Below are 25,115 nucleotides of genomic sequence, written 5' to 3' on the forward strand. Positions count from 1 at the left end.
TCGACGACCTGATGGCCAACGCGGTCGGTGACGCCATAACCATCGCCAACGAGTTCACCGAAGTGACGCTGCACCGGGTCGACACCCGCAACGGGTCGCGGCTGCTGATCACGTCGCCGAAGTCGGGGCAATGGATCAGTCTCGACGCCCTGGAACTTGAAGCATTGACCTGGCAGAACGCCTACACTCTGGCGGCGATGGTCGGCAACATGCATCAACCGCTCCTCTCGGACGACAGTGATCTGCCGTGACGCGATGGCTGGACGGAAAGCGGGCGCTCGTCGTCGGCGCCGGCTCGGGCATCGGCCGAGCAGTCGTCGACGCTTATCTCGACGAGGGGGCCCAGGTCGCGGTGTTGGAACGCGATCGGTCGAAATGCGCTGCGTTGGCAACTGAGTTGCCGGGAGTTCCGGTGACACAGGGCGACGCAACGACCTTTGAGGCAAACGAGCGCGCTGTCGCTGCCGCCGTTGCGGCTTTCGGTGGCCTGGACACGCTGGTCAATTGCGTTGGGATTTTCGACTTCTACAAGGGAATCACCGATATCTCGACCGAAGAGCTGGAGCCGGCGTTCGACGAGATGTTCAAGACCAACGTGCTGAGTCAGCTGCAGTCGGTGAAGGCCGCTATCCCAGCGCTTCAAGCCCAGGAACGGTCGTCGATCGTCCTCACCGAGTCTGCGTCATCGTTCTACCCGGGCCGCGGCGGCGTGCTTTACGTTGCGTCGAAGTTCGCCGTGCGCGGCCTGGTCAGCACTCTCGCCTACGAACTCGCCCCGCGCATCCGGGTCAACGGCGTTGCGCCGGGCGGAACGTTGAACACCGACCTGCGCGGCTTGCAGAACCTGTCGCTCGACCATATCCGGCTGGACGACACCCCCAACCGGGCACGCGATCTCGCGGCACGCACCCCGCTCAATGTGGCTCTCACTCCCCAGGACCACGCCTGGAGCTACGTCTTCTTAGCATCAGACCGGTCCCGCGGTATCACGGCCGGGACTACACATCCCGACGGTGGATTCGGAATGACTACCGGGGGAACCTCTTGACCGCCGATGATCTGGCGCCGCTGCGACTCGAGGTTGCGCAAGCCTGCCGCGTGGCTGCCGCCCGGGGCCTGGTGGACGGCATTCTCGGACACATCAGTGCCCGAGTCGACGAACAACACCTACTCGTGCGGTGCCGCAGCGACTCCGACGACGGCGTGGCGTTCACTTCTCCCGACGACATTCGACTCATCCGCTTTGACGGAACACCGGGCGTGCCAGGGGAACTGGACGGATATCGGGTGCCCAACGAGCTGCCGATCCACGTCGAAACCCTGCTGGCCCATCCCGAACACCGGGCAGTGGCCCACCTGCATCCCCCGGCCGTCGTGGCCGCCGACCTGGCGGGCATCACGATCGAACCCATCTACGGGGCCTTCGACATCCCTGGCGCATGGCTCGCGCGCCGCGGCGTCCCGGTGTACCCACGGGCCGTGCTGATCCGCACCGCGGAACTTGGCAAAGAGATGGTTGCCGCCATGGCCGGCAAGCCGGTGGTGATCTGTCGCGGTCATGGAATCACCAGTGCCGCTGCCACGGTTCGCCAGGCTGTCCTGCAGGCGATCAGCGTGGACCAATTGGCTTCGATCTCAATGCGGGTCCGCTGCGCAGGCGGCACCTGCAAGCCGATCGACGAGGCAGATTGGGCAGACCTGCCCGACCTCGGCCCCGCGTTCACCGCGGACGCCGCCTGGCGCCATGAACTGGCCCGGCTGGAGCAGCGATGACTGGCCAGGCCGAGATCAGCGCCGAAATCGGCGCGATCCAGGCCGATTACCAGCGTGCGGGCCTCGAGGAAAGCCAACCCAGGCTCGACTATCCGCCGTACCGCAGCAGCGTGCTCCGGCATCCCAAGAACGCTCTACTCCTGGCAGACCCAGAGGCCGCCGAACTACAGGCGCCCTGTTTCGGCACAGACGACGTCGCCCTGCTCGACGCCGATCTGACGACTCAGCACGCGGGCACGCCGATCGGTGAGCGCACCGTGGTGACCGGGCGGATCGTCGACGGCAACGGCATGCCGGTGCGCCGGCAACTCGTCGAAATCTGGCAGGCCAACGCCAGCGGGCGATACATCCATCAGGGCGACCAGCATCCCGCACCGTTGGACCCCAATTTCACCGGAGCGGGGCGCTGCCTGACCGACGAAGACGGGTTCTACCGCTTCACGACGATCAAGCCCGGCCCGTACCCCTGGCGCAACCACCACAACGCCTGGCGACCCGCGCACATCCATTTCTCCTTGTTCGGAACTGATTTCACACAACGGATGATCACTCAGATGTACTTTCCGGGCGACCCGCTGTGCCCGTTGGACCCGATCTATCAGTCCATCACCGACCAGAAGGCTCGTGATCGCCTCGTGGCGACCTACGACCACGACACCACCAGACACGAATGGGCCACCGGCTACCGGTGGGACATCGTGCTCACCGGCCCAGCCGCAACGCCGTTCGAGGATCGCAATGACTGAGCTGGCGGCCACTCCCGGGCAGACCATCGGCCCGTTCTTCGGCTATGCGTTGCCGTTCGAACGCGGCAACGAGCTCGTATCCCCTGGCTCGGCCGGCGCTATCGGGCTACACGGCACCGTCACCGACGGCGCCGGGGCGCCCGTTCCCGACGCGCTGCTGGAGATCTGGCAGGCCGATGCGAGCGGCGGCGTGCCAACGTCCAGTTCGCTTCGCCGCGACGGCGACACCTTCAGCGGGTGGGGACGCGCCGCAACAGATGCCAACGGCCACTACAGCTTCACGACGGTGAAACCTGGTGTGCTCCGGCAGTCGACACCATTCATCACCGTCGCCGTGTTTGCCCGGGGCCTGCTGAACCGGTTGTTCACCCGGGCCTATCTGCCCGGCGATCACCTCGATGCAGATCGCTTGCTGAATTCCGTGCCGGCTGAGCGTCGACATACCCTCATCGCGGTGCCCGACGAGGGTGGCTTTCGATTCGACATCAGGCTGCAGGGCACCGACGAGACGGTATTCCTGCGCTATCGGGGGCAACCATGACCGACTTGTTATGGCCCGGCGACCACCGGGCCGGGCCGATCTTCAGCGACGCGGCATACCTGGCTGCGATGCTGCGGGTCGAAAGTGCCTGGCTCGATACGCTTGTCGACGCCGAGATCGCGCCGGTGTCGGCACGGGCCGAGCTGACCGCGGCGGTCTCGGCAGCGGACGTCGAAGCGGTGGCCGTGGCCGCCGAGACGACTGGCAACCCGGTGCCGGGCCTGCTCGAACTACTCCGCGAACGCATCGGTGGCGAACCGGCACGCTGGCTGCACCGCGGCCTGACCAGCCAGGATGTCGTCGACACCGCGCTGATGCTCTGCCTGCGAGACGCATTGGATCGAGTTTGCCACGAGCTCAGCACCCACGTACGCACCCTGGCCGCCCTGGCCGCTACCTACCGTGACAGCCCCATGCTTGCCCGCACCTTGACGCAACCCGCGTTGCCCACCACAGTCGGAATGAAGTTTGCCAACTGGCTGACCGGACTTTTGGACGGCGCCGACTGTGTCGCCGCGCTGCCGCAGCTTCCGGTGCAGGCCGGCGGCGCCGCGGGAACTATGGCCGCTGCCAGCGAGCTAGCCGGGTCGCCTGCCGATGCGGTCACGCTGTCCCGACGGTTGGCCGCAGCCCTTGGTCTTGCTGACGGCCCGCCGTGGCACACCACTCGCTCAGTCATCACCCGCGCCGGCGACGCGTTGGTGACATGTTGCGACGCCTGGTCCCACATCGCCAATGACGTTGCGACGAACAGCAGGCCCGAGGTCGGTGAATTGGCCGAGGGCCGCGGCGGCGGTTCGTCGACGATGCCCCACAAGAACAATCCGGTGTTGTCCGTACTGATCCGCCGTACTGCATTGGTGGCACCGCCGCTGGCTGCCAGCCTGCACGCCGCGTCGGCAGGCAGCATCGACGAGCGTTCCGACGGCGGCTGGCACGCCGAATGGGCGGCCCTGCGGACCTTGTGCCGCTATACCGTCGTAGCTGCCGCCCAGACCACAGATCTGCTGGCCGGACTGGTCATCGACACCGATCGCGCCGCGACGAATCTCGCCGCCGCCGGCGACCTGCTCGGCGAGCAGCGGGCGATGACCGAACTGACCGGGAAAACCACTCGGGGCGACTACACCGGGGCCGCAAGCCATCTCATCGATGCCGTGCTGCAACGCGCGCACCGCCACTTGGAGGCAACATGAGCGTGCCGCGGCTGGTCGGCACCGACTTCGGCGGCCCGCCGAACGCGGACCTGCTCCTGCTCGGGCCATCGCTCGGGACTTCGGCAACGGCCCTGTGGGGCTTAGCCGCTGAACAACTCGCCGAGCGTCTGCGCGTCGTCGCGTGGGACCTTCCCGGCCACGGACGTAGTCCGGCAGCTTCCTTCCGGATGCCAGACCTGGCAGCAGGCGTGCTGTCCTTGGCGGACGAGATCGCGCCGCGCGCGGCGTTCCATTACGCCGGCAATTCGATCGGTGGTGCGGTCGGCTTGCAGTTGCTGCTCGATGCCCCCGAACGGGTGTCGAGTGCCACGCTGCAATGCACTGGCGCCGCCATCGGCCGAGCCGAGGACTGGGCCGCACGCGCGGAAACCGTGCGCACATCGGGCACCGACGCGGTCGTCGAGGCTTCCCTACAACGCTGGTTCGCACCCGGATTCATCGATCGAGCGCCGGGGCTGGTCGCAGCACTGGTGGATGCGCTGCGCGGCACCGACAACGAATCGTATGCCCAAGCCTGCGAGGCACTGGCCGACTTCGATGTCACCGCGCGACTCGGTCAGATCGCTGCACCGGTGTTGGCCATCGCCGGTTCCCATGATGGAGCTACTCCCCCGGAGTTACTGGGGCGCATCGCTTCCGGTGTCCAGCACGGCCGCCTGGTAGTGCTCGACGATGTCGGCCACCTTGCACCCGCAGAGGCGCCCAAGGCGACGGTCAACCTCATTCTCGCCCACCTGATGGTGCGCGATCCGGCCTACACCGCGGGTATGTCGGTGCGCCGACAGGTTCTGGGCAACGAACACGTCGACCGCACGATCGCACGCACCACCGAGTTCACCGCCGACTTTCAGGACCTGATCACCCGATACGCGTGGGGCAACATCTGGGCCCGAGACGGCCTCGACCGACGCAGTCGCTCGATCGTCACCCTGACCGCCCTGGTGGCACGGGGCCACCATGAGGAGCTCGCCATGCATCTGCGCGCGGCGCGCCGCAACGGCCTGTCCAACGACGAGATCAAAGAGGTGCTGTTGCAGACCGCCATCTATTGCGGTGTACCCGACGCCAACACCGCGTTCCGTATCGCCGCGCAGGTGCTGGCCGACCACGACAGCTCAGAGGACCAACGGTGAGCCGTGCCGTGGTCTGTGACACCGCCGCCGAAGCGGTATCCGGAGTCGCCGACGGCGCAACGGTTTTGGTAGGCGGATTCGGCTTGGCCGGCCTGCCCACCGTGCTGATCGATGCGCTGATCGCCCAGGGAGCTCACGATCTGACCATCGTCAGCAACAATGCGGGCACTGCTGACACCGGGCTGGCAGCATTGTTGGCCGCCGGGCGGGTCCGCAAACTGATCTGTTCGTTCCCCCGCCAGTCCGATTCCTATGTATTCGACGGCCTGTATCGCGCCGGCAAGATCGAACTGGAACTGGTACCACAAGGCAACCTCGCCGAACGTATTCGCGCTGCCGGTGCGGGTATCGGAGCGTTCTACTGCCCCACCGGAGTCGGCACGCTGCTCACCGAGGGCAAGGAGATACGGAACATCGACGGACGAGACTACGCGCTGGAATATCCCATCCATGCGGATGTCGCATTGATCCGCGCCTACGTCGGGGATCGCTCGGGAAATCTGGTGTATCGCAAGACCGCCCGCAACTTCGGCCCGGTGATGGCTACCGCTGCGGCGCTGACGGTCGCTGAAGTGTCTCGTGTCGTCGACACCGGCCAGCTCGATCCCGAAGCGATTGTCACGCCGGGTATCTACGTCGACCGGATCCTGGAGACGACCTCGTGACGCGGCCCCCTGCCCTTCCCGTAGAGCATGTTGATCGCGGTCCCCTGACCCGCGACGAACTCGCCGCCGTCATCGCCCGGGACATCCCGGCGGGCTCCTATGTCAATCTCGGCATCGGGCAACCCACACTGGTCGCCGAGCACCTGTCGCCAGACGACGCGGTGGTACTGCACACCGAAAACGGCATGCTAGGCATGGGGCCCGCCGCACGGGGCGACGACGTCGACCCCGACCTCACCAATGCCGGCAAGATTGCGGTGACCGAGACGCCCGGCGCCTCCTACTTCCATCACGCCGACTCCTTCGCGATGATGCGCGGCGGGCACCTCGACGTGTGCGTGCTGGGAGCCTTACAGGTCAGTCAGCACGGTGACCTGGCCAACTGGCATACCGGGGAGCCGGGCGCGATCCCGGCCGTCGGAGGAGCGATGGATTTGGCGATCGGAGCCAAGAAGGTGTTCGTGATGATGGATCTGTTCACCAAGGGCGGTGTCGCCAAACTGGTTCCGTCGTGCACCTACCCGCTGACCGGTCTGCGTTGCGTCAGCAGGGTCTACACCGAGCACGCCATCATCGACATCGAAACGGCTACCGGAACAATCCGGGCACGCGAAACCTTCGGCACCACCGCCGCTGACCTCGCGGCAAGATTGCCCGTCAGTTTCAGCTAGTCCAGCGCGTTATCCACGGTGATGCGGCCCAAGCCAATTGGGCCGCATCACCAGAGCAGCGTCAGAGCAGGCCCAGGATCCGGTCACCGGTGGCGACCGTCGACAACTTCTGCCCACCGCGGGTAGCCAGGTGCTGCTCGACGGCAGCATCGACTCGAGCCGCGGCCTCGTGCTGGCCGATGTGGTTGAGCAGCATGGCCACCGACGTCACCGCCGCGGTCGGGTCGGCAATGCCCTGCCCGGCGATGTCGGGCGCACTGCCGTGCACCGGCTCGAACATCGACGGGTTGGCACCGGTGGCGTCGATGTTGCCGCTGGCCGCCAGCCCGATCCCGCCGCAGACAGCACCCGCGAGGTCGGTGATGATGTCGCCGAACAGGTTGTCGCTGACGATCACGTCGAACCGGCCGGGGTCGGTGACCATGTAGATGGTGGCGGCGTCGACGTGGGTGTAGGCCGTCTCGACGTCGGGGTAGTCCTTGGCGATCTCGGCCACCGTCCGGGTCCACAGCGATCCCGCGTAGGCCAGCACGTTGTTCTTGTGCACCAGAGTCAGGTGCTTACGCCGGGCGCGGGCCTTCTCGAAAGCGAATCGCACCACCCGGGCCACCCCGAACGCGGTGTTGACACTGACCTCGGTGGCCACCTCATGGGGCGTGCCGACGCGCAGTGCCCCGCCGTTGCCGGTGTAAGGGCCCTCGGTTCCTTCGCGCACCACCAGGAAGTCGATCTCCGGCGGATCGGCCAGCGGGCTGGACACGCCCGGGTACAGCCGGCTGGGACGCAGGTTGACGTGGTGGTCGAGGGCGAAGCGGGCGTGCAGCAACAGGCCGCGCTCCAGCACACCCGACGGCACCGACGGGTCACCGATCGCGCCGAGCAGGATCACGTCGTGGCCGCGGATCTCCTCCAGCACCGAGTCCGGCAGGACCTCGCCGGTGGCGTGATAACGCTTGGCGCCCAAGTCGTATTCGGTCTTCTCGGTGCCCGGCAGCACCGCGTCGAGCACCTTGACGGCCTCGGCGATGACCTCCGGGCCGATCCCGTCGCCGGGAATGACAGCAAGCTTGAGGCTCATGACAGGTCTACCTCTTCAATCTTGTTGGCGCCGACCGCAGCAGTGATCGCCGACTGCACGTCGGCGGGCACCTGGCGGTCGACCCGCAGCAGGACGGTCGCCGCAGGGCCTTCGGCGTCCTCGGACAGCTGGGCGGCGTGGATGTTGATGCCCGCCGAACCCAGCAGAGTGCCGATCTTGCCGAGCGCGCCGGGCTGGTCGGAGTAGTTGATGATCAGGTTGACGCCCTGGGCCCGCAGGTCAAAGTGCCGGCCGTTGATCTCGACGATCTTCTCCACCAGCTGGGTGCCGGACAGTGTGCCGGCAACCGTGACGGTGGAGCCGTCGGCGGTGACCGCCTTGAGCTCGACGACGCTGCGGTGGTTGGGGCTTTCGGTGGCGGTGCCGATCTCGGCGTCGACACCGCGCTCTGCGGCCAGGGCCGGCGCGTTGACGAAGGTCACCGGGTCTTCGATGACCGCCGAGAACAGGCCGCGCAACGCCGACAAGCGCAGCACGCCAACGTCTTCGGAGGCCAGCTCGCCACGCACCTGCACCGACAGCGACACCGGCAGCCCGTCGGAGAGCGCTCCCGCCAGCAGGCCGAGCTTGCGCACCAGGTCCAGCCAGGGCGCGACTTCCTCGCTGACCGCGCCTCCGCCGACGTTGACTGCGTCGGGAACGAATTCGCCGGCCAGCGCCAGCTTCACGCTCTTGGCGACGTCGGTGCCGGCCCGGTCCTGGGCCTCGGCGGTCGATGCACCCAGGTGCGGGGTCACCACCACCTGCGGCAGGTCGAACAGCGGCGAGTCGGTGCACGGTTCGGTGGCGAACACGTCCAGGCCGGCGGCCCGGACATGACCGCTGGTGATCGCCTCGGCCAGTGCCGCCTCGTCGATCAACCCGCCGCGGGCCGCGTTGACGATGATCACCCCAGGCTTGGTCTTGGCCAGGTTTTCCTTGCCGATGAGACCCGCGGTCTCGGGGGTCTTGGGCAGGTGCACGGAGATGAAGTCGGCGCGGCCGAGCAACTCGTCGAGGCTGAGCAGCTCGATGCCGAGCTGGGCGGCGCGGGCCGCCGACACGTACGGGTCGTAGGCGACGATGTGGGCGCCGAACGCGGCCAGCCGCTGGGCGACCAGCTGTCCGATGCGTCCCAGGCCGACCACGCCGACGGTGTGGTCGTAGATCTCGGTGCCGGAGAACGACGACCGCTTCCACTGCTTGCCGTGCAGCGAGGCGTCGGCGGCGGGGATCTCGCGGGCGGCGGCGAGCATCAGCGCGATCGCGTGCTCGGCGGCGCTGTGGATGTTCGAGGTCGGGGCGTTGACCACCAGCACACCTCGGGCGGTGGCAGCCTCGACGTCGACGTTGTCCAGGCCGACCCCGGCGCGCGCCACGATCTTGAGCTTGGTGCCGGCCGCGAGGACCTCGGCGTCGACGGTGGTGGCCGAGCGCACCAGCAGCGCGTCGGCTTCCGGTACCGCGGCCAGCAGCTTCTCCCGGTCCGGGCCATCCACCCAGCGAACCTCGACCTGGTCGCCGAGGGCGGCGACGGTGGATTGGGCGAGTTTGTCAGCGATCAAAACCACGGGCAGAGTCACCCGGACAGCCTAGTGGCCGGTCGCAAGTCCGGCGGAGCCGGGCGCTGGGGGCCGGCCACCATCAGCACAGTGCCGGTCGCAAGTCCGGCGGAGCCGGGCGCTGGGGGCACCTCCCGCTTGCGGGGGACGGGCCGGCCACCATCAGCACAGTGCCGGTCGCAAGTCCGGCGGAGCCGGGCGCATTTCACCTACCTGAGTTCGATCTCGCGCATTTCTTGTCGGACCGTCGGCGCACCCTGTGGTCAATTCGACCCGAGGGAAGGGGTGCACATATGTGCTGGAAATGCGATCACCCGGAGAGCACCGTCGAGCAGTGGCTGGATGCCATTCGCGCCACGGTGGACAGACACGGTTGGGCGGTGCAATACGTGGAGAGCGACCGAGCGCCGTTCGCTTACACGGTCGGCTTGCATGAACACGGCCTGCCCGAGCTGCTGGTGACGGGCCTGCCGCCGGAGCCAACGGCCCGGTTGCTCAACGGCGTGGCCCGCTATCTGCTGAGGGGTGGACGACCGCTGCCCGGCGAATGGATCGAGGGACCCGACGGTCAGCTGATCGCCGTAGTGGCGGTGGAGCATCCGGATGCGCACATGAACGTGGCAATCGCGTTCTACGGCCCCAGTGTGCGGGCATTGCAGCTGGTGTGGCCAGATGAGCGCGGCCATCGGCCTTGGTGCCCCGAATTCGACAACGGCGGTGTCCGGCAGCCGGTGCTGGGGGTGCACCCCGATTTGGCCGCATAGCGCGGGTCGCTCCCTACTATCGACGGATGGATGTCACCGTCGTCGGTAGTGGACCCAACGGCCTGGCCGCCGCCGTCATCTGTGCCCGCGCCGGCCTGTCGGTTCAGGTGCTGGAAGCCCAGCCCACGTTCGGCGGCGGCGCGCGCACCGCCGCCGATCCGGAGTTCAGTGACGTCGCCCACGACATCTGTTCAGCGGTGCACCCGCTCGGATTGGCATCGCCGTTCTTCAGCGAGTTCGACCTTGCCGCCCGCGGTGTACAGCTGACGTCGCCGGAGATCTCCTATGGCAATCCGCTAGATCATCGGCCGGCAGCAATCGCCTACCGAGACCTGGACCGCACCTGCGCAGAGTTGGAGGACGGTTCCTCCTGGCGACGGCTGCTCGGCCCACTGGTCTCCGACAGCCAAGCTGTAGTGAGGTTTCTGCTGGGCGACAAGCGGTCCGTCCCGTCCGGGATCGCGACGGTCGCTCGGCTGGGTCTGCGGATGGCCGGGCAGGCCGGCCCGGCCTGGAACGTGACGCTGGCCGGCGACGATGCCCGCGCCCTCTACACCGGGGTGGCCGCGCACACGATCTCGCGACTGCCATCGGTGACCTCGGCCGGCGCGGGCATGATGCTGGCGACGCTTGGCCATACGGTCGGCTGGCCCATTCCGGTCGGCGGCAGCCAGGCGATCACCGATGCACTCATCGCGGACCTGACCGCGCACGGCGGCCAGCTGGCCACCGATAACCCGGTGAGAAAACCGCCCGGCGGTGTGGTGCTGTTCGACACCGCCCCGACCGAGCTGCTGGCGATCTACGGGGACGCGCTCCCGGCCCGCTATGCGAAGGCACTGCGCCGTTACCGGTTCGGCTCTGCGGCCGCCAAGGTCGACTTCGTGCTCTCCGATGAGGTGCCGTGGAGCGATCCACGCCTGGCGCAGGCGCCCACGCTGCATCTCGGGGGCGACCGCCAACAGATGGCCCAGGCCGAAGCAGTGATCGCCGCGGGCCGGCACGCACCGCAGCCGATGATCTTGGCGGCGCTGCCCCATCTGGTCGACCCCTCTCGTATCGACGCCGCCGGACGGCGGCCAATGTGGGCTTATGCCCACGTTCCAGCCGGGTCGACTGTCGACCAGGCCGAGACCGTGACGGCAGGCATCGAGCGTTTCGCCCCCGGCTTCCGCGACATCGTGGTCGCGGTCCGGTCCGTTCCCGCAGCCCAGCTGGCAAACCACAATGCCAACTACGTCGGCGGCGACATCTCCGCTGGAGGCAACAGTGCATGGCGGGCTCTGGCTGGGCCAACGCCGCGGGTAAATCCTTGGGCCACAGCGATACCCGGGGTGTATCTGTGTTCGGCAGCGACGCCGCCAGGCGCCGGTGTGCATGGAATGGCCGGCTACTACGCCGCACGCACCCTGTTGCGGCGCGAGTTCGGGATTGACCGGCTGCCGAGCCTGGCACCCTGACCGGCCGGACACCATACTCGGGCGCCAGCGAAGGCATCAGCTTTGCGGGAGCCTACGGTCCGCACAGATATTTCCCAGTTAATTAGAGACGCACTGCCAGGTTTGGTGTAGCCTCAGCTAACTTGTGTCGGGCGTTACAGAGACGCCGGAGAGTGGCACAAGTCACATTTAAGGAGAAACCGTGCCAACTCTTCTTCGTCCGTTTGCCTTGGCGGGCGCCGCGCTCATCGGCGCCAGCGCCATTGCCGCAACTCCCGTGATCGTCGCCCCGGCCAACCTGCACACGCCGGCCATCGAACTCACTGCTGACGGCGGCGGTGTGCTCGATGGCGCCCTCGGCAACATCGACTTCGCCGGTATCCTCAGCGGCCTTGGCGACTGGCTGAACAACATCGACTTCTCCGCGATCTTCAGCGACCTGTTCGCCAACCTAGACCTGTCCGGCATCTTCGACGATCTGTTCACCAACTTCGACCTGTCGGGGATCTTCAGCGGCCTCACCGACTTCCTGGCTAACTTCGACCTCTCCGGCATCCTCAGCGGCCTCTTCGACAACTTCGACTTGTCGGCCATCTTCGGCGGCCTCGGCGACATCTTCGCCAACTTCGACCTGTCGAGCCTCTTCAGCGGCCTCACCGACCTGCTGACCAACTTCGACCTGTCGAACCTGTTCGACAACTTCGACCTATCGAACCTGTTCGACAGCTTCGACCTGTCGGCCCTGTTCGACGACTTGGACCTGTCCACCTTGTTCTCGGGACTGGACCTGTCCGGCTGGCTCGACGGCTTGCTCGGCCTGTAGGTGCCGCCAACGGCGAGTGGCCCCTTCCTCGGAAGGGGCCACTCGTCGTTGTAAATCTTCTTCGTCGCGTAACCGCTGTGGGCCAACGGCTATCACGCCGCAACCAGCCGCGAACGCTCAGGCGGTTTCGGTGATGGGCCGGTCCACCCAGCTCATCAGGTCGCGCAGCTTCTTGCCGGTGACCTCGATGGGGTGCTCCGCGTTCTCCTTGCGCAGCCCCTCGAGTTCCTTGTTGCCGCCCTCGACGTTGGCCACCAGGCGCTTGACGAAGGTGCCGTCCTGGATGTCGGACAGGATGTCGCGCATCCGCTGCTTGGTGTCGGCATCGATCACTCGCGGACCGGACAGGTAGCCGCCGAACTCCGCGGTGTCGCTCACCGAGTAGTTCATCCGCGCGATGCCGCCCTCGTACATCAGGTCGACGATCAGCTTGAGCTCGTGCAGCACCTCGAAGTAAGCCATCTCCGGGGCGTAGCCCGCCTCGACCATGACCTCGAAGCCGGCCTTGACCAGTTCTTCGGTGCCACCGCACAACACGGCCTGCTCGCCGAACAGGTCGGTCTCGGTCTCTTCCTTGAAGGTGGTCTTGATGACGCCGGCCCGGGTGCCGCCGATGCCCTTGGCGTACGACAAGGCCAGAGCCTCACCCTCGCCGTTAGGGTCCTGCGCGATCGCGATCAGCGAGGGCACGCCCTTGCCGTCGACGAACTGCCGGCGCACCAGGTGGCCCGGACCCTTGGGCGCGACCATCCCGACGGTGATGTCGGCGGCCGGCTTGATCAGGCCGAAGTGGATGTTGAGGCCGTGGCCGAAGAACAGCGCGTTGCCGGCCACCAGGTTCGGCTCGATGTCGTTGGTGAAGATCTCAGCCTGGGCGGTGTCGGGGGCCAGCACCATGATCACGTCCGCCCACTTGGCGACCTCGGCGGGGGTGTCGACCTCGAGGCCCTGCTCAGCGACCTTGGCGCGCGACTTCGACCCTTCCTTGAGACCCACCTTCACCTGCACGCCGGAGTCGCGCAGGCTCAGCGAGTGCGCGTGGCCCTGGCTGCCGTAGCCGATCACGCCGACCTTGCGGCCCTGGATGATCGACAGGTCGGCGTCGTCGTCGTAGAACATCTCAACTGCCACTGTGTTGTTTCCTTACTATCTCTACTGGCTTTTTCTGGGGGACTATTTGGTCGTGCCGATGCCGCGCGGACCGCGAGACAACGATACGAGACCCGATTGGACGATTTCGCGGATGCCGTAAGGCTCCAGCACCCGCAGTAGCGCGTCGAACTTGGCCGGCGTACCGGTGGCCTCGATGATCAACGACTCCGGAGAGACATCGATCACCCTGGCGCGGAACAGGTTCACCGCCTCGACGATCTGTCCGCGCGTACTGGCGTCAGCACGGACTTTGATCAGCGCGATCTCACGGGAGACGGAGTTATCCTCCTCCTGTTCGACGATCTTGATGACGTTGATCAGCTTGTTGAGCTGCTTGGTGATCTGCTCTAGCGGGGTGTCCTCCACCGAGACCACGATCGTCATCCGCGACATGTTCTTGGTCTCGGTGGCGCCGACGGCCAGCGACTCGATGTTGAAGCCGCGGCGGGAGAACAGTGCCGCCACCCGCGCGAGCACACCGGGCTTGTCTTCGACCAGCACCGACAGGGTGTGGGTCTTCCAACCGGTCGCCATCACGCGTGCCCCTCGTTGTTCTCGTCGTCGAACAGCGGCCGGATGCCGCGTGCAGCCTGAATCTCGTCGTTGCTGGTGCCGGCGGCCACCATCGGCCACACCTGCGCATCCGCGCCGACGATGAAGTCGATCACCACCGGCCGGTCCGTGACCGCCCGCGCCTGATTGATCACGTCTTCGACGTCTTCCTCACGCTCACAACGCAATCCGACACAGCCAAGGGCCTCGGCCAGCATCACGAAGTCGGGGATGCGGTGCGAGTGGGTGGCCAGGTCGGTCTGGCTGTAGCGCTCCCCGTAGAACAGGGTCTGCCATTGGCGCACCATGCCCAGGTTGCCGTTGTTGATCAACGCAACCTTGATCGGGACGCCCTCGATAGCGCAGGTGGCCAACTCCTGGTTGGTCATCTGGAAGCAGCCGTCGCCGTCGATTGCCCACACCTCAGCGTCCGGGCGGCCCATCTTGGCGCCCATGGCCGCCGGGATCGAGAAGCCCATGGTGCCCAGGCCCCCGGAGTTCAGCCAGGTGCGCGGCTTCTCGTACTTCACGAACTGCGCGGCCCACATCTGGTGCTGGCCGACGCCGGCAACATAGAGCGCGTCGGGTCCGGCGATGCGGCCCAGCGTCTCGATGACGAACTCCGGCGACAGGCTGCCGTCGCTCTGCGGCCCATAGCTCAGCGGGTAAGTCGAGCGCACCCCGTCGAGGTAGCTCCACCAGTCGGCGAGATCGAGGGAGGCCAGCGTCTTTTCGTGGCGCAGCACCTCGAGCAGCTCGGTGATGACGGCCTTGACGTCACCGACGATCGGGACGTCGGCGTGCCGGTTCTTGCCGATCTCGGCGGGGTCGATATCGGCGTGAATCACCTTGGCGTCCGGGGCGAACGAATCCAGTTGGCCCGTGACCCGGTCGTCGAATCGTGCGCCCAGGGTGATCAGAAGATCCGAGCGCTGCAGCCCGGCCACCGCCGCGACCGTACCGTGCATACCGGGCATGCCCAGGTGCTGACGGTGGCTGTCAGGGAATGCGCCGCGGGCCATCAAGGTGGTGACCACCGGGATGCCGGTCAGCTCGGCCAGCTCGGCCAGTTCCTCGCAGGCATCCCCACGGATCACCCCGCCGCCCACATAAAGCACCGGGCGGCTCGCGGCCGCGATCAGCTTGGCGGCCTCGCGGACCTGCCGGCTGTGCGGCTTGGTGGTGGGCTTGTAACCGGGCAGGTCCAGCCGCGGCGGCCAGGCGAAGGTGCACTGGCCCTGCAGCACATCCTTGGGGATATCGACGAGAACCGCGCCGGGCCGTCCGCTCGCCGCGATGTGGAACGCCTCGGCCAACGCACGCGGGATGTCGTCACCGTTGCGAACCAGAAAGTTGTGCTTGGTGATCGGCATGGTGATGCCGGAGATGTCGGCCTCTTGGAAGGCGTCGGTGCCGATCAGCTGACGGCCGACCTGACCGGTGATCGCGACCACCGGGATGGAGTCCATCTGGGCGTCGGCCAGCGGCGTGACCAAGTTGGTGGCGCCCGGCCCCGAGGTGGCCATGCACACCCCGACCCGTCCGGTGGCGTGCGCGTAGCCGCTGGCCGCGTGCCCGGCGCCCTGCTCGTGGCGGACCAGCACGTGGCGCAGCTTCTTGGAGTCAAAGAGCGGGTCGTAGACCGGCAGCACCGCGCCGCCGGGGATGCCGAAGATCACGTCGACGTCGAGCTCTTCCAGCGACCGGATAACCGATTGGGCACCGGTCATCTGCTCCGGCGGAACCCGCTTGGCGGGTGACTTGGCCTTGCCTGACGCTGCGTCCGAGGCCTTGTCAACGGATTGAGCCCCGTTGGGGGCTTGCGACGGTGCCGACCGCTCCGGCGGTCGCGTGGTGGGTGCGCTCACGGTTTCCTCTTCAATTCCTCTGGTGCTATAGAACTGGTGGCAACAAAAAACCCCCGCCAGCTCAGCTGCTGCACGAGGGTTGCGCGTCGGTGTTGGAAGTTCAGGCAACAACCAACGCGCAGTGGGCTACTACGAGCATGCCGTTGTCCATAGCAGACGACGGTAGCCGCTGGACCGAGCATGCGTCAAATGAGCGAGCACTCAGTTCAGGTGGTCGACCAGCGATCCCTGCTCGCCGAACAGCGCCGCCTCCCAGTGTTCGAGCAGAGCGGTGTTGTCCTGGTCGTCGGGATGGAAGCCCGGCCGCATGTACTCCCCCAGCCGGCGGAAGACCGCGCGGGTCAGGAACGGCGAGTGCCGCAGGGCCGCAAAGCTTCGGACGAGTCGCACCGGGTGATAGGCGGCCCGGTCGGCGAAGAGCGAGATGATGGTGTTCGTCACGACGGCGAGAGGAAAACTGAACCGGATGATCCGCATCGTCCGGATGCGCCGGGTCTCATCACCCCCGACCGCGCGATAGACGTCGAAGGCCACCGAGCGGTGCTCGGATTCCTCGATGGCGTGCCAGAGCAGCATGGACCGCACTTCGGTCGTGCCGAGCAGGGCCTGAGCCCGCTCGTCAGAGAGCAGGGTCTCGGCGAAGACGGCGGTGAAATGTTCGAGTGCGGCCGTAATGGCCAGGCAGGTCAGCGGGGAGAACCGTCGTTCGATGACTTTCTGGCGGCGGTTCACCAGCCGGTCGATCCTGCGAGTCGGATAACCCATCTCGTGCAGGCGCTCATTGAGTGCACGGTGCTCGCGCCCGTGGGTGACCTCCTGGCCGATGAACCCCTTGACCTGATCTTTGAGTTCGGGGTCGGTGATCTGGTCGGCGTAGCGACGCACCGAACGGATGAAGAAGTCCTCGCCCTCCGGGAAGACCGCCGACAGGTGCGCGATCATGTGGCTCATCACCAGGTCACCCTGAACGAAGTGGCGATCCAGCGCGGCCACCGGGTAGTTGAACCGGATGCGACGCGGCTGTACCGCCTGGGGGCGGTTCTCGTTGGCGGTCATGACTCTCTCTCGGGTTGGGGGTCCGCAAAGCCGGTCGCCAGTGGCCGAACCAGCACTTTGAAAGTTTCGAGAATGTCGTTGGTGGCCACCGGTTCGTGGCCCTCTATAGACCGCGACATCGCGAGGCCGTTCATCAGCACGAAAGCCATCTGCAGGCCGATGCGCGACCGTGGGGCGCCGATATCGGCGGGGTCGGCCGGGCCGAGCAGTTGGTCGTAGACCCGCTCGCAGGCTTCCGCGAACTGCCGATCGGTTTCGATGACTGCCGGCGCCAGCTCCCGGTCGGTGCGCGCCGCCACCCACAGCTCGTGCGTTGCAGTGAAGGTCGGACCGGAAAACATCGACCACAGCAGGTCGAAGGCCTCATCGATCTTGTCGGCGGACGGGTCCAGCCCCGCCATCAACACCTCGAACTCTTCGATGCGGCGGTTCAGCGAGAACTCGATGGCGGCGGTCAGCAGGCCGATCTTCGTCGGGAAATGTCCCTGCAGCGCCCCCACCGATACGCCGGCACGGCGGGCTACCTCGGTCGTGGTGGTTCCCTTGAAACCAACCTCTACCAGCGCGTCGAGCGTCGCATTGAGCAACGCATGCCGGGTCTCGGCAGTGCGCTCCGCCTGAGTTCGGCGGGGTTTGGTCGGCGACATGCGTCCATCATTCAATACATAAAATAAGTAGTCAATATTTATTTTTAGCGCGGCGCTGCCTGGCGCCCTGCGGGTCGCACAAGGCCGACGGTGACATCATGCGGGGGTGGCCTCTCCTTCCTCCACTCCCGCGCCTCTGGTGATCCGCATCTCGCCGATGGCCCACTTCGCGGTCGGCTTTCTGGCCCTCGGCCTGCTGATCCCCGTGTTGACCTGGCCGGTCACCGCACCCCTGCTGGCGCTGCCGATCCTGCTCTCGGTGCTGATCGCTCGGTGGCGCACGGTGGCCGACGCTCAGCAGATCACCGTCCGGACCCTGACCAGCAGCCGCTCGATGGGTTGGGATGCCATCGACGGACTGGGATTCACCCGGGGATCGTGGGCACAGGCCCACCTGCGCGACGGCGAGATTGTGCGGTTGCCCGCGGTAAGTTTCGCCACCCTGCCGCTGCTCACCGAGGCCAGCGGCGGGCGGGTGCCCAACCCGTATCGCTGAGTAAGCAGGGCGCGGCGACGCGCCACTGCCGTGCTAACCCAGCGGGTTGGCTCCGTTGAGGAACACCCACATCGCGATACCACCGGCGATTCCGAGCACCAGGGCCGCGATCGATCCGATGAAGGGCCGCCGAGCCCAGCCGCGGTCGCCGTCGAGGCCGTACCGTCCGGGCCCGACCAGCACGATCGCCACCGCCACCACGATCAGCATGACGTGGTACTCGTGGCCGTCGGGCAGGAAGAGGTCAAACCGGCCCTGGTTATGCGACGCGACGCCGGTGAGCACGCCGTTGATGAAGTACGCCAGCGCACCGGCGGCGGCCAGCGGGGTGAACAACCCGAGCACCAGCAGCAGGCCGGCGGCGATCTGCCCGCCCCCTGCCGCGTAGGTCAGGATGTCGGCGTGTTGGTAGCCGGCCGCGGCGATGGAGCTCTTGAAGTCGGCCAGCCCCTGACCGCCCCACCACCCGAACAACTGACGCAGCCCGTGGGCCACCAACAGCACACCGAGGCCCAACCGCAGAACCAGCAGACCGAGGTCCTGGGTGCCGCGCCGGTCCACCGCCCGGAACGGTTCATCGGCGTCGGTGTCGCCGCCGATGGCAACTCCGACGCGGCCGGGGTTGGCCTGCGGCTCGGCGTAGGGCAACGGGTGGTAGCCGGCGCCTACCGGGCGAACACCGGTGGGGTCGTAAGCCGGAATGGCCGCGGTCTCGAAATCACCGGTGTAAGTCGGTGATGGCATGTCGTCCTCCGGATCTACCAGACGTGCCGACTTCGGACGTCCTTTTCCTGCGTCGGCAGTCTCACCCGGCCGACGCCAGTGTGAGCCCTCGCCATGACTGGTCACCCTGTCAGAGTAAGTGCAACCCCGGCGGGATTGGGGATTTGAACGGCTTCGTTAGCGAATCGAATCCGGCCCGGTGCAGCACTGCGGCGGGCGTCGTGGCGAAACCCAACCAGGTGTCCGTAACCTGACGGGCATGCGGATGCGCGGGGTGGTTCACCGGGTGCCTGTCGTACTGTGCGCGGCACTCCTGGTTCTGACGGGCTGCGCACACTTCGATGACGCCCAGTCTCAGCCGTTCACCACCGTGCCGCGGCGCGGGATGGCGCCGCCCACGACTCCCCCGCCGCCGCCACCGCTGCCCGCCAACCCGTTCCCGAAACAGTGCCCGGCACCCGGCGTGATGCAGGGCTGCCTCGAGAGCACCAGCGGCCTGATCATGCATGGCGACAGCAAATCGGCCCTGGTCGCCGAACGGACCACCGGCGCGGTCAAGGAAGTCTCACTGTCCGCCGAGCCCAAGGTGAAAACCGTCATCGGCGTCGACCCGGCCGGTGACGGCGGCCTGATGGACATCGTGCTGTCACCGACCTACACGCAGGACCGGTTGATGTACGCCTACATCAGCACGCCCACCGACAACCGGGTGATCCGCATCGCCGACGGTGACGTCCCGAAGGACATCCTGACCGGAATCCCCAAGGGCGCGACGGGCAATACCGGCGCGCTGATCTTCACCAGTCCGACCACCCTGGTGGTGTTGACCGGCGATGCGGGCAATCCCGCCGCGGCCGCCGATCCCGGTTCGACGGCCGGCAAGGTGCTGCGCATCGAGCAACCCACCACCATCGGCCAAGCCGCGCCCACCACCGCACTGAGCGGGATGGGCGCCGGCGGCGGGTTGTGCATCGACCACGTCGACGGCTCGCTCTACGTCACCGACCGAACGCCGAGCGGCGACCGGTTGCAACGCATCACCAAGGATTCCCGGGTGTCGACCGTGTGGACGTGGCCGGATAAGCCCGGCGTCGCCGGTTGCGCCGCGATGGATGGCATCGTGCTGGTCAACCTGGTCAACACCAAGCAGACGGTGGCCGTGCGACTGGCCGCGGGCACCGGATCGGTCACCAGCGAACCCGAGGTCATGCGCCAGGACACCCACGGCCACGTCTGGGCGGTCAAGATGTCGCCGGACGGCAACGTCTGGGGCGCGACGGTGAATAAGACCGCCGGGGATGCCGAGAAGCTCGATGACGTGGTCTTCCCGCTGTTCCCGTCTGGCGGCGGGTTCCCGCGCGCCAACGACGACAAAGACTAGACGCGCGTCGGGCGCCCTCCGCGCCACCAACTAAGCGCCCGCGAGGCCCCCGCTTCTGTCAGCTTCGCGCTGCCGAGCCATCGGTTCATTCGCGGCCGCAAGGCTCCCAGACACCACTTTGGTCCACTCGCGGCCGCCGCTCTTCCACCGGACGCAACTAAGTTTCTGAGAATTCTCTGTCAATCATTTTTCTCGGATCTAAATAACCCCAGTTCACGCAGGGCGTGCTTGAGGCGACCTTGGCATTTGTTAGCAGTCAGTTCATTTGCACATAAGCTACTTTCAGGTAGCCTTTCGTTGCCGTGGCAGCCGTCACGCTTACGTAACTAGGAGACCAATGCAACACTTTGCCCCCGCTCCGTGGGTCGCAGCAGGCGTCGCGCTCATCGGCGCCGGCGCCGTCGCCGTCACCCCGGTCACCGTTCCGCTGCCCGGTCTGAGCCCTTCCCACTCGGCCGCTGTGGCCCTGACCGCCGACTTCGACCTGTTTGGCGCTTGGCAGGACGTCTTCGCCACCGCCAAGGACAACGCCAGCACGCTGTGGGACCACATGTCCGCGGTGCCGGGCGTGGCCGCCCAGCAGCTGATCGCCGACCTCATGAATGGCACGTCCATCGACCCGCAGGCGGTCCTCGAGGCGATCGTGCAGCCCAACATGGCGACCGACCTGACGATGTCGCCGCTGCTGCTGAGCAACGACGCGCTGCAGGCGCTGGTCACGCTGGTGATGCCCCAGTACATGCCCGAGGACTTCCCGCTCACCACCGACGAGCTCACGCCGATTCTCTCCTTCCTGGCGTCACCGCTCAGCGGGGTGCTGATCGGCGCGCTCGGCCCCTCCATCAGCCCGCTGGTGGCACTGGGCAACAGCGTCAGCGAGATCAGCGCCGCTCTGTCCGGCGACGAGCCGGACTGGACCGCGGCGTTGCAGGGCGTGGCCAACATCCCGGCCAACATGGTCGGCGGGCTCCTCAACGGGGCCACCCTCAACCTGGATGCGCTGCTGCCCAGCCTGACCGAGGCCGGCTTGCTGCCCGCAGACCTGGACGTCACCGCGCTCAGCTACACCTTCGGCGGGCTGCTGTCGCCCGGTGTCACCGGCACCGACGTCGAGGGCTTCATCAAGGAGATCTCTGACGGCAGCTCCCCCGGTATCGGCGGCTCGATCATCAACGGCCTGGGATTGACCACCGGTCTCATGGGCTTCCCGCTGGAGATTGAGGGCCAAGGCGTCGGACTGCTGGGCGCGTGGCAAAGCCTGCAGGAGATCATCGCCATGACGCTCGGCTGGGACGGCGTCGGCAGCCCCTTGGGCGATGAGGCCGACACCGTCGCCTCGCTGGTGAGCGACATCTTCGGCGCCAGCGTGTAAACCCCGTCAATACAGAAGTGGCCCCCTTCACCGGCGGGTTCACATGGTCGTCGCAACACTGCTGGTTAGTTGGCCAGTAGTAGATCACGCAGGCGCTCGGCTGGGGTATCCCAGCCGAGCGTTTTGCGTGGGCGGCTGTTGAGCTCTTGGGCGACGTGTTCGAGGTCTTCGGGTCCGTAGATGCTCAGGTCGGTTCCTTTGGGGAAGTACTGCCGCAGCAGTCCGTTGGTGTTCTCGTTGCTGCCACGCTGCCAGGGGCTGGCCGGATCGCAGAAATAGACGGCCATGTCGGTGGCCATGCTGAACTGCTTGTGCCCGGCCATCTCGGCGCCTTGGTCCCAGGTCAGTGACCCCCGCAGATGTGCCGGCAGGGTGCTCATAGTTGCGATCAGTGCATCGCGCACGGTCTCGGCGTCATGCCCGCCCGGTAGGTGCAGCAGCATCGTGTAGCGCGTCGTTCGCTCGACGAGGGTGCCGATCGCGGTCTGGTTCTTCTCCCCGGTGATCAGATCGCCTTCCCAATGCCCGGGGATCGCACGGTCTTCGACTTCGGCGGGGCGGTCGCTGATCATCACCATCGGGTCGGTGAACCGCTGATAGCGTTCGCCGTCTTTGCGGTGCGGTTTACGTCTCGTTCGTCCGGTCCGAAGTGCTTGCTGCACTTCTCGTTTCAAGCCACCTCGGGCCTGGAAGTAGAGGGCCTGGTAGATCGTTTCGTGGCTCACCCACATGCTCTCGTCGTCGGGATGATCCCGGCGCAGGCGGCGCGAGATCTGCTCCGGTGAGAGCTTGCGCGATAAGCCTTCCTCGACCGCCTCCCGCAGGACCGTGTTCACCACCAGTTTGGACCCCTTGGGCCGCGCCCGGGCCGCCACTGCCACACGATCGGCCTGATACGGCAGGTATCGGCCATCAATGCTGTGTCTGCGGACCTCCCGCGAGACGGTGGAGACGTTCTTGCCGATCCGGTCGGCGATCGCCCGCAGCGAATCCCTCCCGAGCAGGCCCTCGGCGATCGCTACCCGATCCTCGATCGACAGATACCGGCCGTCAATCGCCGGCGGCCCGGTGTCATCGCAGGTCACACTGGTCACAGGCTGTTTGTAGACGGTGCCGTGGTTGTAGTCCACGACCCGGCCATCGGGATAGATCCGCGTGTTGTTGACGTGGCGAATCCCCTGGCGCCAGTCCCGCGCGGTCCGTACGTTCACACCGACCTCACGAGCTGCCTGCGCGGTTGACCAGCCGGCCGCGAGCAGCTCCATGCAACGACGTTTGGCCTCGTCCTTGCCCTTCGGCGGGATCTTCTCGGTGGTGACCAGACCCTCGACGACCAATATTCGACGCGCCACCGAATGCGATACCCGACAGGCTTTTGCCGCCTGATTGATCGAGCCCGTCTTGTCGAATACGGCCACGATGATGTCCCGATCGGCAACCCCACGCTGATCACCACGCTTGCCAGGACCCCGGGCCTGCCCGGCCGGCCGGCCGATGGCCCGCAGAATCGCAAAGCACCGGTCACGGGACAGGCCGACCGCGACCGCAGCCTCCTTAACCGGAACCCCAGCATCGACCAACTTCGCTAGCTGGTCACCGAACCGCGCACAGTCCTCCAAAAACGACATGGTCGCCGCAACCTCTCAATCGAGAGTGTTGCGACGACCATGTGAACCCGCCACCGCGAAGGGGGCCACTTTTGTGTTGCGCGGTCAGTGCAGCGGATGAGCAAGCAGCAACTCGCAGTTGCGATCCGCCACGGCGCCTAGCCGGGCATCCTTGCGGTGCAGATCGTTGTAGGACAGCTCGCGGTACAGGCTGGCCAGACCGGCGGGACTCAGATCGCTGGGGTCCGCGGTGAACGGCGCCTGGGCCTCGACCAGCGGGGTGAACAGACTCAGCGTGCCGTCGTGATTGTCGGTGACTTCGATGATCCTGGCCAGCTGCGGATAGTCGATGTGGCTGGCCGTGTTGATCTCCCAGAAGCTCTGCTTGGGAGTGGGACCCTTGTGCGGGATCATCTCGTTAGTGTGAGTGTGCCCATTCACCCATGCGATCACGTTCGGCCGCTCCAGCAGTGCCGCGACAAGCGATGCGCCCGTATAGAGCTTTTCGCCGGGATGATTCGGATCCGGCAGGCCAACATTCATAGTCCGTGAGGTGTGGTGGCTGAATAGGATCACCAACTGATCCCGGTGCGCGTCGATCTGCTCGAGGACGAACCGCAACTGACTTTCGTTGATCGAGCCGGCCGACAGGCCAAGGTCATTGGTGGTGTTCATCGCCACACCGAGGACACCGGGCGCCACTTGGAAGGTGTACCAGGTAGGCCCATCTGGATCGGTGAAACCATGCCCGACCGGTCCGGGGCCGGTGATGGCTGGCTCGAAGTGCCGACGAACGTACTGGCTCAACGTGAATGGCATGCGTCGCTGATCCACCGTTGCAGGCAAGAAGGGGCCGCCGGACTTGAGCTGCAGCAGGATCGGGACGAGCTGCGAGGGATCGGCGCACAGCGCCTTGGCGATGGCGATCGCCGAGGGATCGCTATGCGGCAGATCGAATTTGATCGGCGAGGTGTACATCCAGTCCAGCAGACCGTTGGGAACGGTGCCCAGCAGCTGCTCGTCGTGGTTGCCCACCACCGAATACCAGGGCATGCGCAGACCCGGGCTGACATGCGCAGAAATCGCAGCGGACAGGAAGCCCGGAATCTGCTGAAATCCCTTGCCCTTGTAGCTGTCCCAATAGGGCGACTCGGCCAGCCAGTAATCCGACGAGCCATGCGCCTGCACGCCCTCATAGCGATCCGGCGCACCGGTGTTGGGGATGATCGACCCTCCCGACATCACCGTCAGAAACCAGTCCAGTTCGATCAGCTCTTTGTTGTCGGTGTTGTCCCCGGTGGAGACCAAGCAATCGAATGGCCGTCCGGTGAACGGCCCGCCGGGAAGCGCGTTGAGCTGCTTCACCAGCGAGACCGCCCCCTGCGTGGTCAGTGTCTCGTGCGGCCGGTAGGCCGACGAGACAAACGGATGGACGAACTCGAATCGGGCCGGACTCTGCGCGTCGGTGAGGTGCAGATCGGTGACCTGGACGAACGCCGTCAACGCGGTGCGGGCCATCTCGCGCGCGGGGCCCGCGGTGGCCAGCTCCTGGCGGATGTACAACGGCCATCCACTGCCGGCGACCAGCGGCCGATAGCCACCCGCTTGGGCCATGCCCGGCGTGCTGACCACATCCAAGGTGGTGCCGGTCGGATTCGACGCCAGCAACGCCGCCGGTTCGGCATGCGCCAAGCGGGAACCCAGGCCTGCGGCAGCGCCGGCGGCCACGGCCAGCCCGGCCTGAAGGAAACTACGACGGGACAGGCTCACTACACCGGCACCGGATTCATCCGCGGTCGCGGCACGATAAAGCGCATGACGCGAAACGCTATGAAATCACCAAGAAAAC

General features: G+C 66.4%; 25 protein-coding genes. 15 read left to right on the forward strand and 10 right to left on the reverse strand.

Translation table 11 applies throughout. The features are described 5' to 3' along the window. Nucleotides 1-11: 11 nt before the first annotated feature. From MJO54_RS15485 to MJO54_RS15525, 9 genes are read left to right on the forward strand one after another with little or no spacing between them, the layout of a single operon-like run. Nucleotides 12-251, forward strand: coding sequence for a hypothetical protein (locus MJO54_RS15485; protein WP_046284700.1), 240 nt, complete (start codon nucleotides 12-14; stop codon nucleotides 249-251). Continuing rightward, on the forward strand, nucleotides 248-1,048 hold the full coding sequence (gene hcaB, locus MJO54_RS15490) for a 3-(cis-5,6-dihydroxycyclohexa-1,3-dien-1-yl)propanoate dehydrogenase (RefSeq protein WP_046284680.1): 801 nt from the start codon (nucleotides 248-250) through the stop codon (nucleotides 1,046-1,048). The genes MJO54_RS15485 and hcaB overlap by 4 nt, the downstream gene beginning before the upstream one ends. After that, nucleotides 1,045-1,773, forward strand: a complete 729-nt coding sequence (gene phtC, locus MJO54_RS15495) for a 3,4-dihydroxyphthalate decarboxylase (protein ID WP_046284681.1) — start codon at nucleotides 1,045-1,047, stop codon at nucleotides 1,771-1,773. The genes hcaB and phtC overlap by 4 nt, the downstream gene beginning before the upstream one ends. After that, nucleotides 1,770-2,519, forward strand: coding sequence for a protocatechuate 3,4-dioxygenase subunit beta (pcaH, locus tag MJO54_RS15500; RefSeq protein WP_046284682.1), 750 nt, complete (start codon nucleotides 1,770-1,772; stop codon nucleotides 2,517-2,519). The genes phtC and pcaH overlap by 4 nt, the downstream gene beginning before the upstream one ends. After that, a complete protein-coding gene (gene pcaG / locus MJO54_RS15505) occupies nucleotides 2,512-3,060 on the forward strand; it encodes a protocatechuate 3,4-dioxygenase subunit alpha (RefSeq protein WP_046284683.1) in 549 nt (182 codons plus the stop codon). The genes pcaH and pcaG overlap by 8 nt, the downstream gene beginning before the upstream one ends. Beyond that, the gene (gene pcaB, locus MJO54_RS15510) at nucleotides 3,057-4,256 is read left to right on the forward strand and encodes a 3-carboxy-cis,cis-muconate cycloisomerase (RefSeq protein WP_046284684.1); all 1,200 of its coding nucleotides are present in this window, start codon (nucleotides 3,057-3,059) and stop codon (nucleotides 4,254-4,256) included. The genes pcaG and pcaB overlap by 4 nt, the downstream gene beginning before the upstream one ends. After that, complete coding sequence (pcaDC, locus tag MJO54_RS15515) at nucleotides 4,253-5,410, forward strand: bifunctional 3-oxoadipate enol-lactonase/4-carboxymuconolactone decarboxylase PcaDC (protein WP_046284685.1); 1,158 nt, start codon at nucleotides 4,253-4,255, stop codon at nucleotides 5,408-5,410. Before pcaB ends, pcaDC begins: the two co-directional genes overlap by 4 nt. After that, nucleotides 5,407-6,075, forward strand: a complete 669-nt coding sequence (locus MJO54_RS15520; protein ID WP_046284686.1) for a 3-oxoacid CoA-transferase subunit A — start codon at nucleotides 5,407-5,409, stop codon at nucleotides 6,073-6,075. The genes pcaDC and MJO54_RS15520 overlap by 4 nt, the downstream gene beginning before the upstream one ends. Further along, on the forward strand, nucleotides 6,072-6,746 hold the full coding sequence (locus MJO54_RS15525) for a 3-oxoacid CoA-transferase subunit B (protein ID WP_046284687.1): 675 nt from the start codon (nucleotides 6,072-6,074) through the stop codon (nucleotides 6,744-6,746). Before MJO54_RS15520 ends, MJO54_RS15525 begins: the two co-directional genes overlap by 4 nt. Nucleotides 6,747-6,807: 61 nt before the next feature. On the opposite strand, the gene MJO54_RS15530 is transcribed toward MJO54_RS15525, so the two are convergent. Together MJO54_RS15530 and serA are read right to left on the reverse strand one after the other, a co-directional pair. Then, nucleotides 6,808-7,824: a 3-isopropylmalate dehydrogenase gene (locus tag MJO54_RS15530; RefSeq protein ID WP_046284688.1), complete on the reverse strand. Its 1,017-nt coding sequence runs from the start codon at nucleotides 7,822-7,824 to the stop codon at nucleotides 6,808-6,810. Further along, nucleotides 7,821-9,407: a phosphoglycerate dehydrogenase gene (serA, locus tag MJO54_RS15535; protein WP_046284689.1), complete on the reverse strand. Its 1,587-nt coding sequence runs from the start codon at nucleotides 9,405-9,407 to the stop codon at nucleotides 7,821-7,823. Before serA ends, MJO54_RS15530 begins: the two co-directional genes overlap by 4 nt. A 272-nt stretch (nucleotides 9,408-9,679) precedes the next feature. Between serA and MJO54_RS15540 the strand changes: the two genes are divergently transcribed. The 3 genes from MJO54_RS15540 (at nucleotide 9,680) to MJO54_RS15550 (ending at nucleotide 12,412) form a co-directional block, all read left to right on the forward strand. Next, the gene (locus MJO54_RS15540) at nucleotides 9,680-10,150 is read left to right on the forward strand and encodes a DUF4262 domain-containing protein (protein WP_046284690.1); all 471 of its coding nucleotides are present in this window, start codon (nucleotides 9,680-9,682) and stop codon (nucleotides 10,148-10,150) included. 26 nt (nucleotides 10,151-10,176) lie between these two features. After that, nucleotides 10,177-11,610 (forward strand): phytoene desaturase family protein, encoded by a 1,434-nt coding sequence (locus tag MJO54_RS15545; RefSeq protein ID WP_105295276.1) that lies wholly within the window; start codon nucleotides 10,177-10,179, stop codon nucleotides 11,608-11,610. A 181-nt stretch (nucleotides 11,611-11,791) separates the two neighbouring features. Further along, complete coding sequence (locus MJO54_RS15550) at nucleotides 11,792-12,412, forward strand: hypothetical protein (RefSeq protein ID WP_131810412.1); 621 nt, start codon at nucleotides 11,792-11,794, stop codon at nucleotides 12,410-12,412. Between the two features lie 117 nt (nucleotides 12,413-12,529). Here the strand turns inward: MJO54_RS15550 and ilvC are convergent, their stop codons facing one another. From ilvC to MJO54_RS15575, 5 genes are all read right to left on the reverse strand, one after another. Further along, complete coding sequence (gene ilvC / locus MJO54_RS15555; RefSeq protein ID WP_192830591.1) at nucleotides 12,530-13,531, reverse strand: ketol-acid reductoisomerase; 1,002 nt, start codon at nucleotides 13,529-13,531, stop codon at nucleotides 12,530-12,532. A 54-nt stretch (nucleotides 13,532-13,585) separates the two neighbouring features. After that, a complete protein-coding gene (gene ilvN / locus MJO54_RS15560; RefSeq protein WP_046284693.1) occupies nucleotides 13,586-14,098 on the reverse strand; it encodes an acetolactate synthase small subunit in 513 nt (170 codons plus the stop codon). Next, complete coding sequence (locus tag MJO54_RS15565) at nucleotides 14,098-15,984, reverse strand: acetolactate synthase large subunit (RefSeq protein WP_046284694.1); 1,887 nt, start codon at nucleotides 15,982-15,984, stop codon at nucleotides 14,098-14,100. The genes ilvN and MJO54_RS15565 overlap by 1 nt, the downstream gene beginning before the upstream one ends. Nucleotides 15,985-16,185: 201 nt before the next feature. Further along, nucleotides 16,186-17,040, reverse strand: a complete 855-nt coding sequence (locus MJO54_RS15570; RefSeq protein WP_064889124.1) for a metal-dependent hydrolase — start codon at nucleotides 17,038-17,040, stop codon at nucleotides 16,186-16,188. Next, the gene (locus MJO54_RS15575; RefSeq protein ID WP_064889123.1) at nucleotides 17,037-17,687 is read right to left on the reverse strand and encodes a TetR/AcrR family transcriptional regulator; all 651 of its coding nucleotides are present in this window, start codon (nucleotides 17,685-17,687) and stop codon (nucleotides 17,037-17,039) included. Before MJO54_RS15575 ends, MJO54_RS15570 begins: the two co-directional genes overlap by 4 nt. A 157-nt stretch (nucleotides 17,688-17,844) precedes the next feature. On the opposite strand from MJO54_RS15575, the gene MJO54_RS15580 reads away from it, so the two are divergent. Next, nucleotides 17,845-18,183 carry a PH domain-containing protein gene (locus MJO54_RS15580; RefSeq protein WP_064889137.1) on the forward strand — a complete coding sequence of 113 codons (339 nt, stop codon included), beginning with the start codon at nucleotides 17,845-17,847 and terminating at the stop codon, nucleotides 18,181-18,183. Nucleotides 18,184-18,216: 33 nt separating this feature from the next. On the opposite strand, the gene MJO54_RS15585 is transcribed toward MJO54_RS15580, so the two are convergent. Further along, nucleotides 18,217-19,032 (reverse strand): DoxX family membrane protein, encoded by an 816-nt coding sequence (locus MJO54_RS15585; RefSeq protein WP_046286967.1) that lies wholly within the window; start codon nucleotides 19,030-19,032, stop codon nucleotides 18,217-18,219. A gap of 133 nt (nucleotides 19,033-19,165) precedes the next feature. On the opposite strand from MJO54_RS15585, the gene MJO54_RS15590 reads away from it, so the two are divergent. Together MJO54_RS15590 and gjpA are read left to right on the forward strand one after the other, a co-directional pair. Then, complete coding sequence (locus MJO54_RS15590) at nucleotides 19,166-20,287, forward strand: PQQ-dependent sugar dehydrogenase (RefSeq protein WP_024443383.1); 1,122 nt, start codon at nucleotides 19,166-19,168, stop codon at nucleotides 20,285-20,287. Nucleotides 20,288-20,624: 337 nt separating this feature from the next. Then, complete coding sequence (gene gjpA, locus MJO54_RS15595) at nucleotides 20,625-21,659, forward strand: outer membrane porin GjpA (protein ID WP_052741379.1); 1,035 nt, start codon at nucleotides 20,625-20,627, stop codon at nucleotides 21,657-21,659. 65 nt (nucleotides 21,660-21,724) lie between these two features. Here gjpA and MJO54_RS15600 read toward each other — a convergent pair whose 3' ends face one another. Both MJO54_RS15600 and MJO54_RS15605 read right to left on the reverse strand, forming a co-directional pair. After that, nucleotides 21,725-22,924, reverse strand: coding sequence for an IS30 family transposase (locus MJO54_RS15600; protein WP_165604537.1), 1,200 nt, complete (start codon nucleotides 22,922-22,924; stop codon nucleotides 21,725-21,727). A gap of 447 nt (nucleotides 22,925-23,371) precedes the next feature. Next, entirely contained in the window at nucleotides 23,372-25,036 is a 1,665-nt protein-coding gene (locus MJO54_RS15605; RefSeq protein WP_105295695.1) for a TIGR03767 family metallophosphoesterase, read from the reverse strand. Between the last annotated feature and the right edge of the window lie 79 nt (nucleotides 25,037-25,115).

This window comes from Mycolicibacter virginiensis, assembly GCF_022374935.2.
GTDB classification, from domain to species: Bacteria; Actinomycetota; Actinomycetes; order Mycobacteriales; family Mycobacteriaceae; genus Mycobacterium; species Mycobacterium virginiense.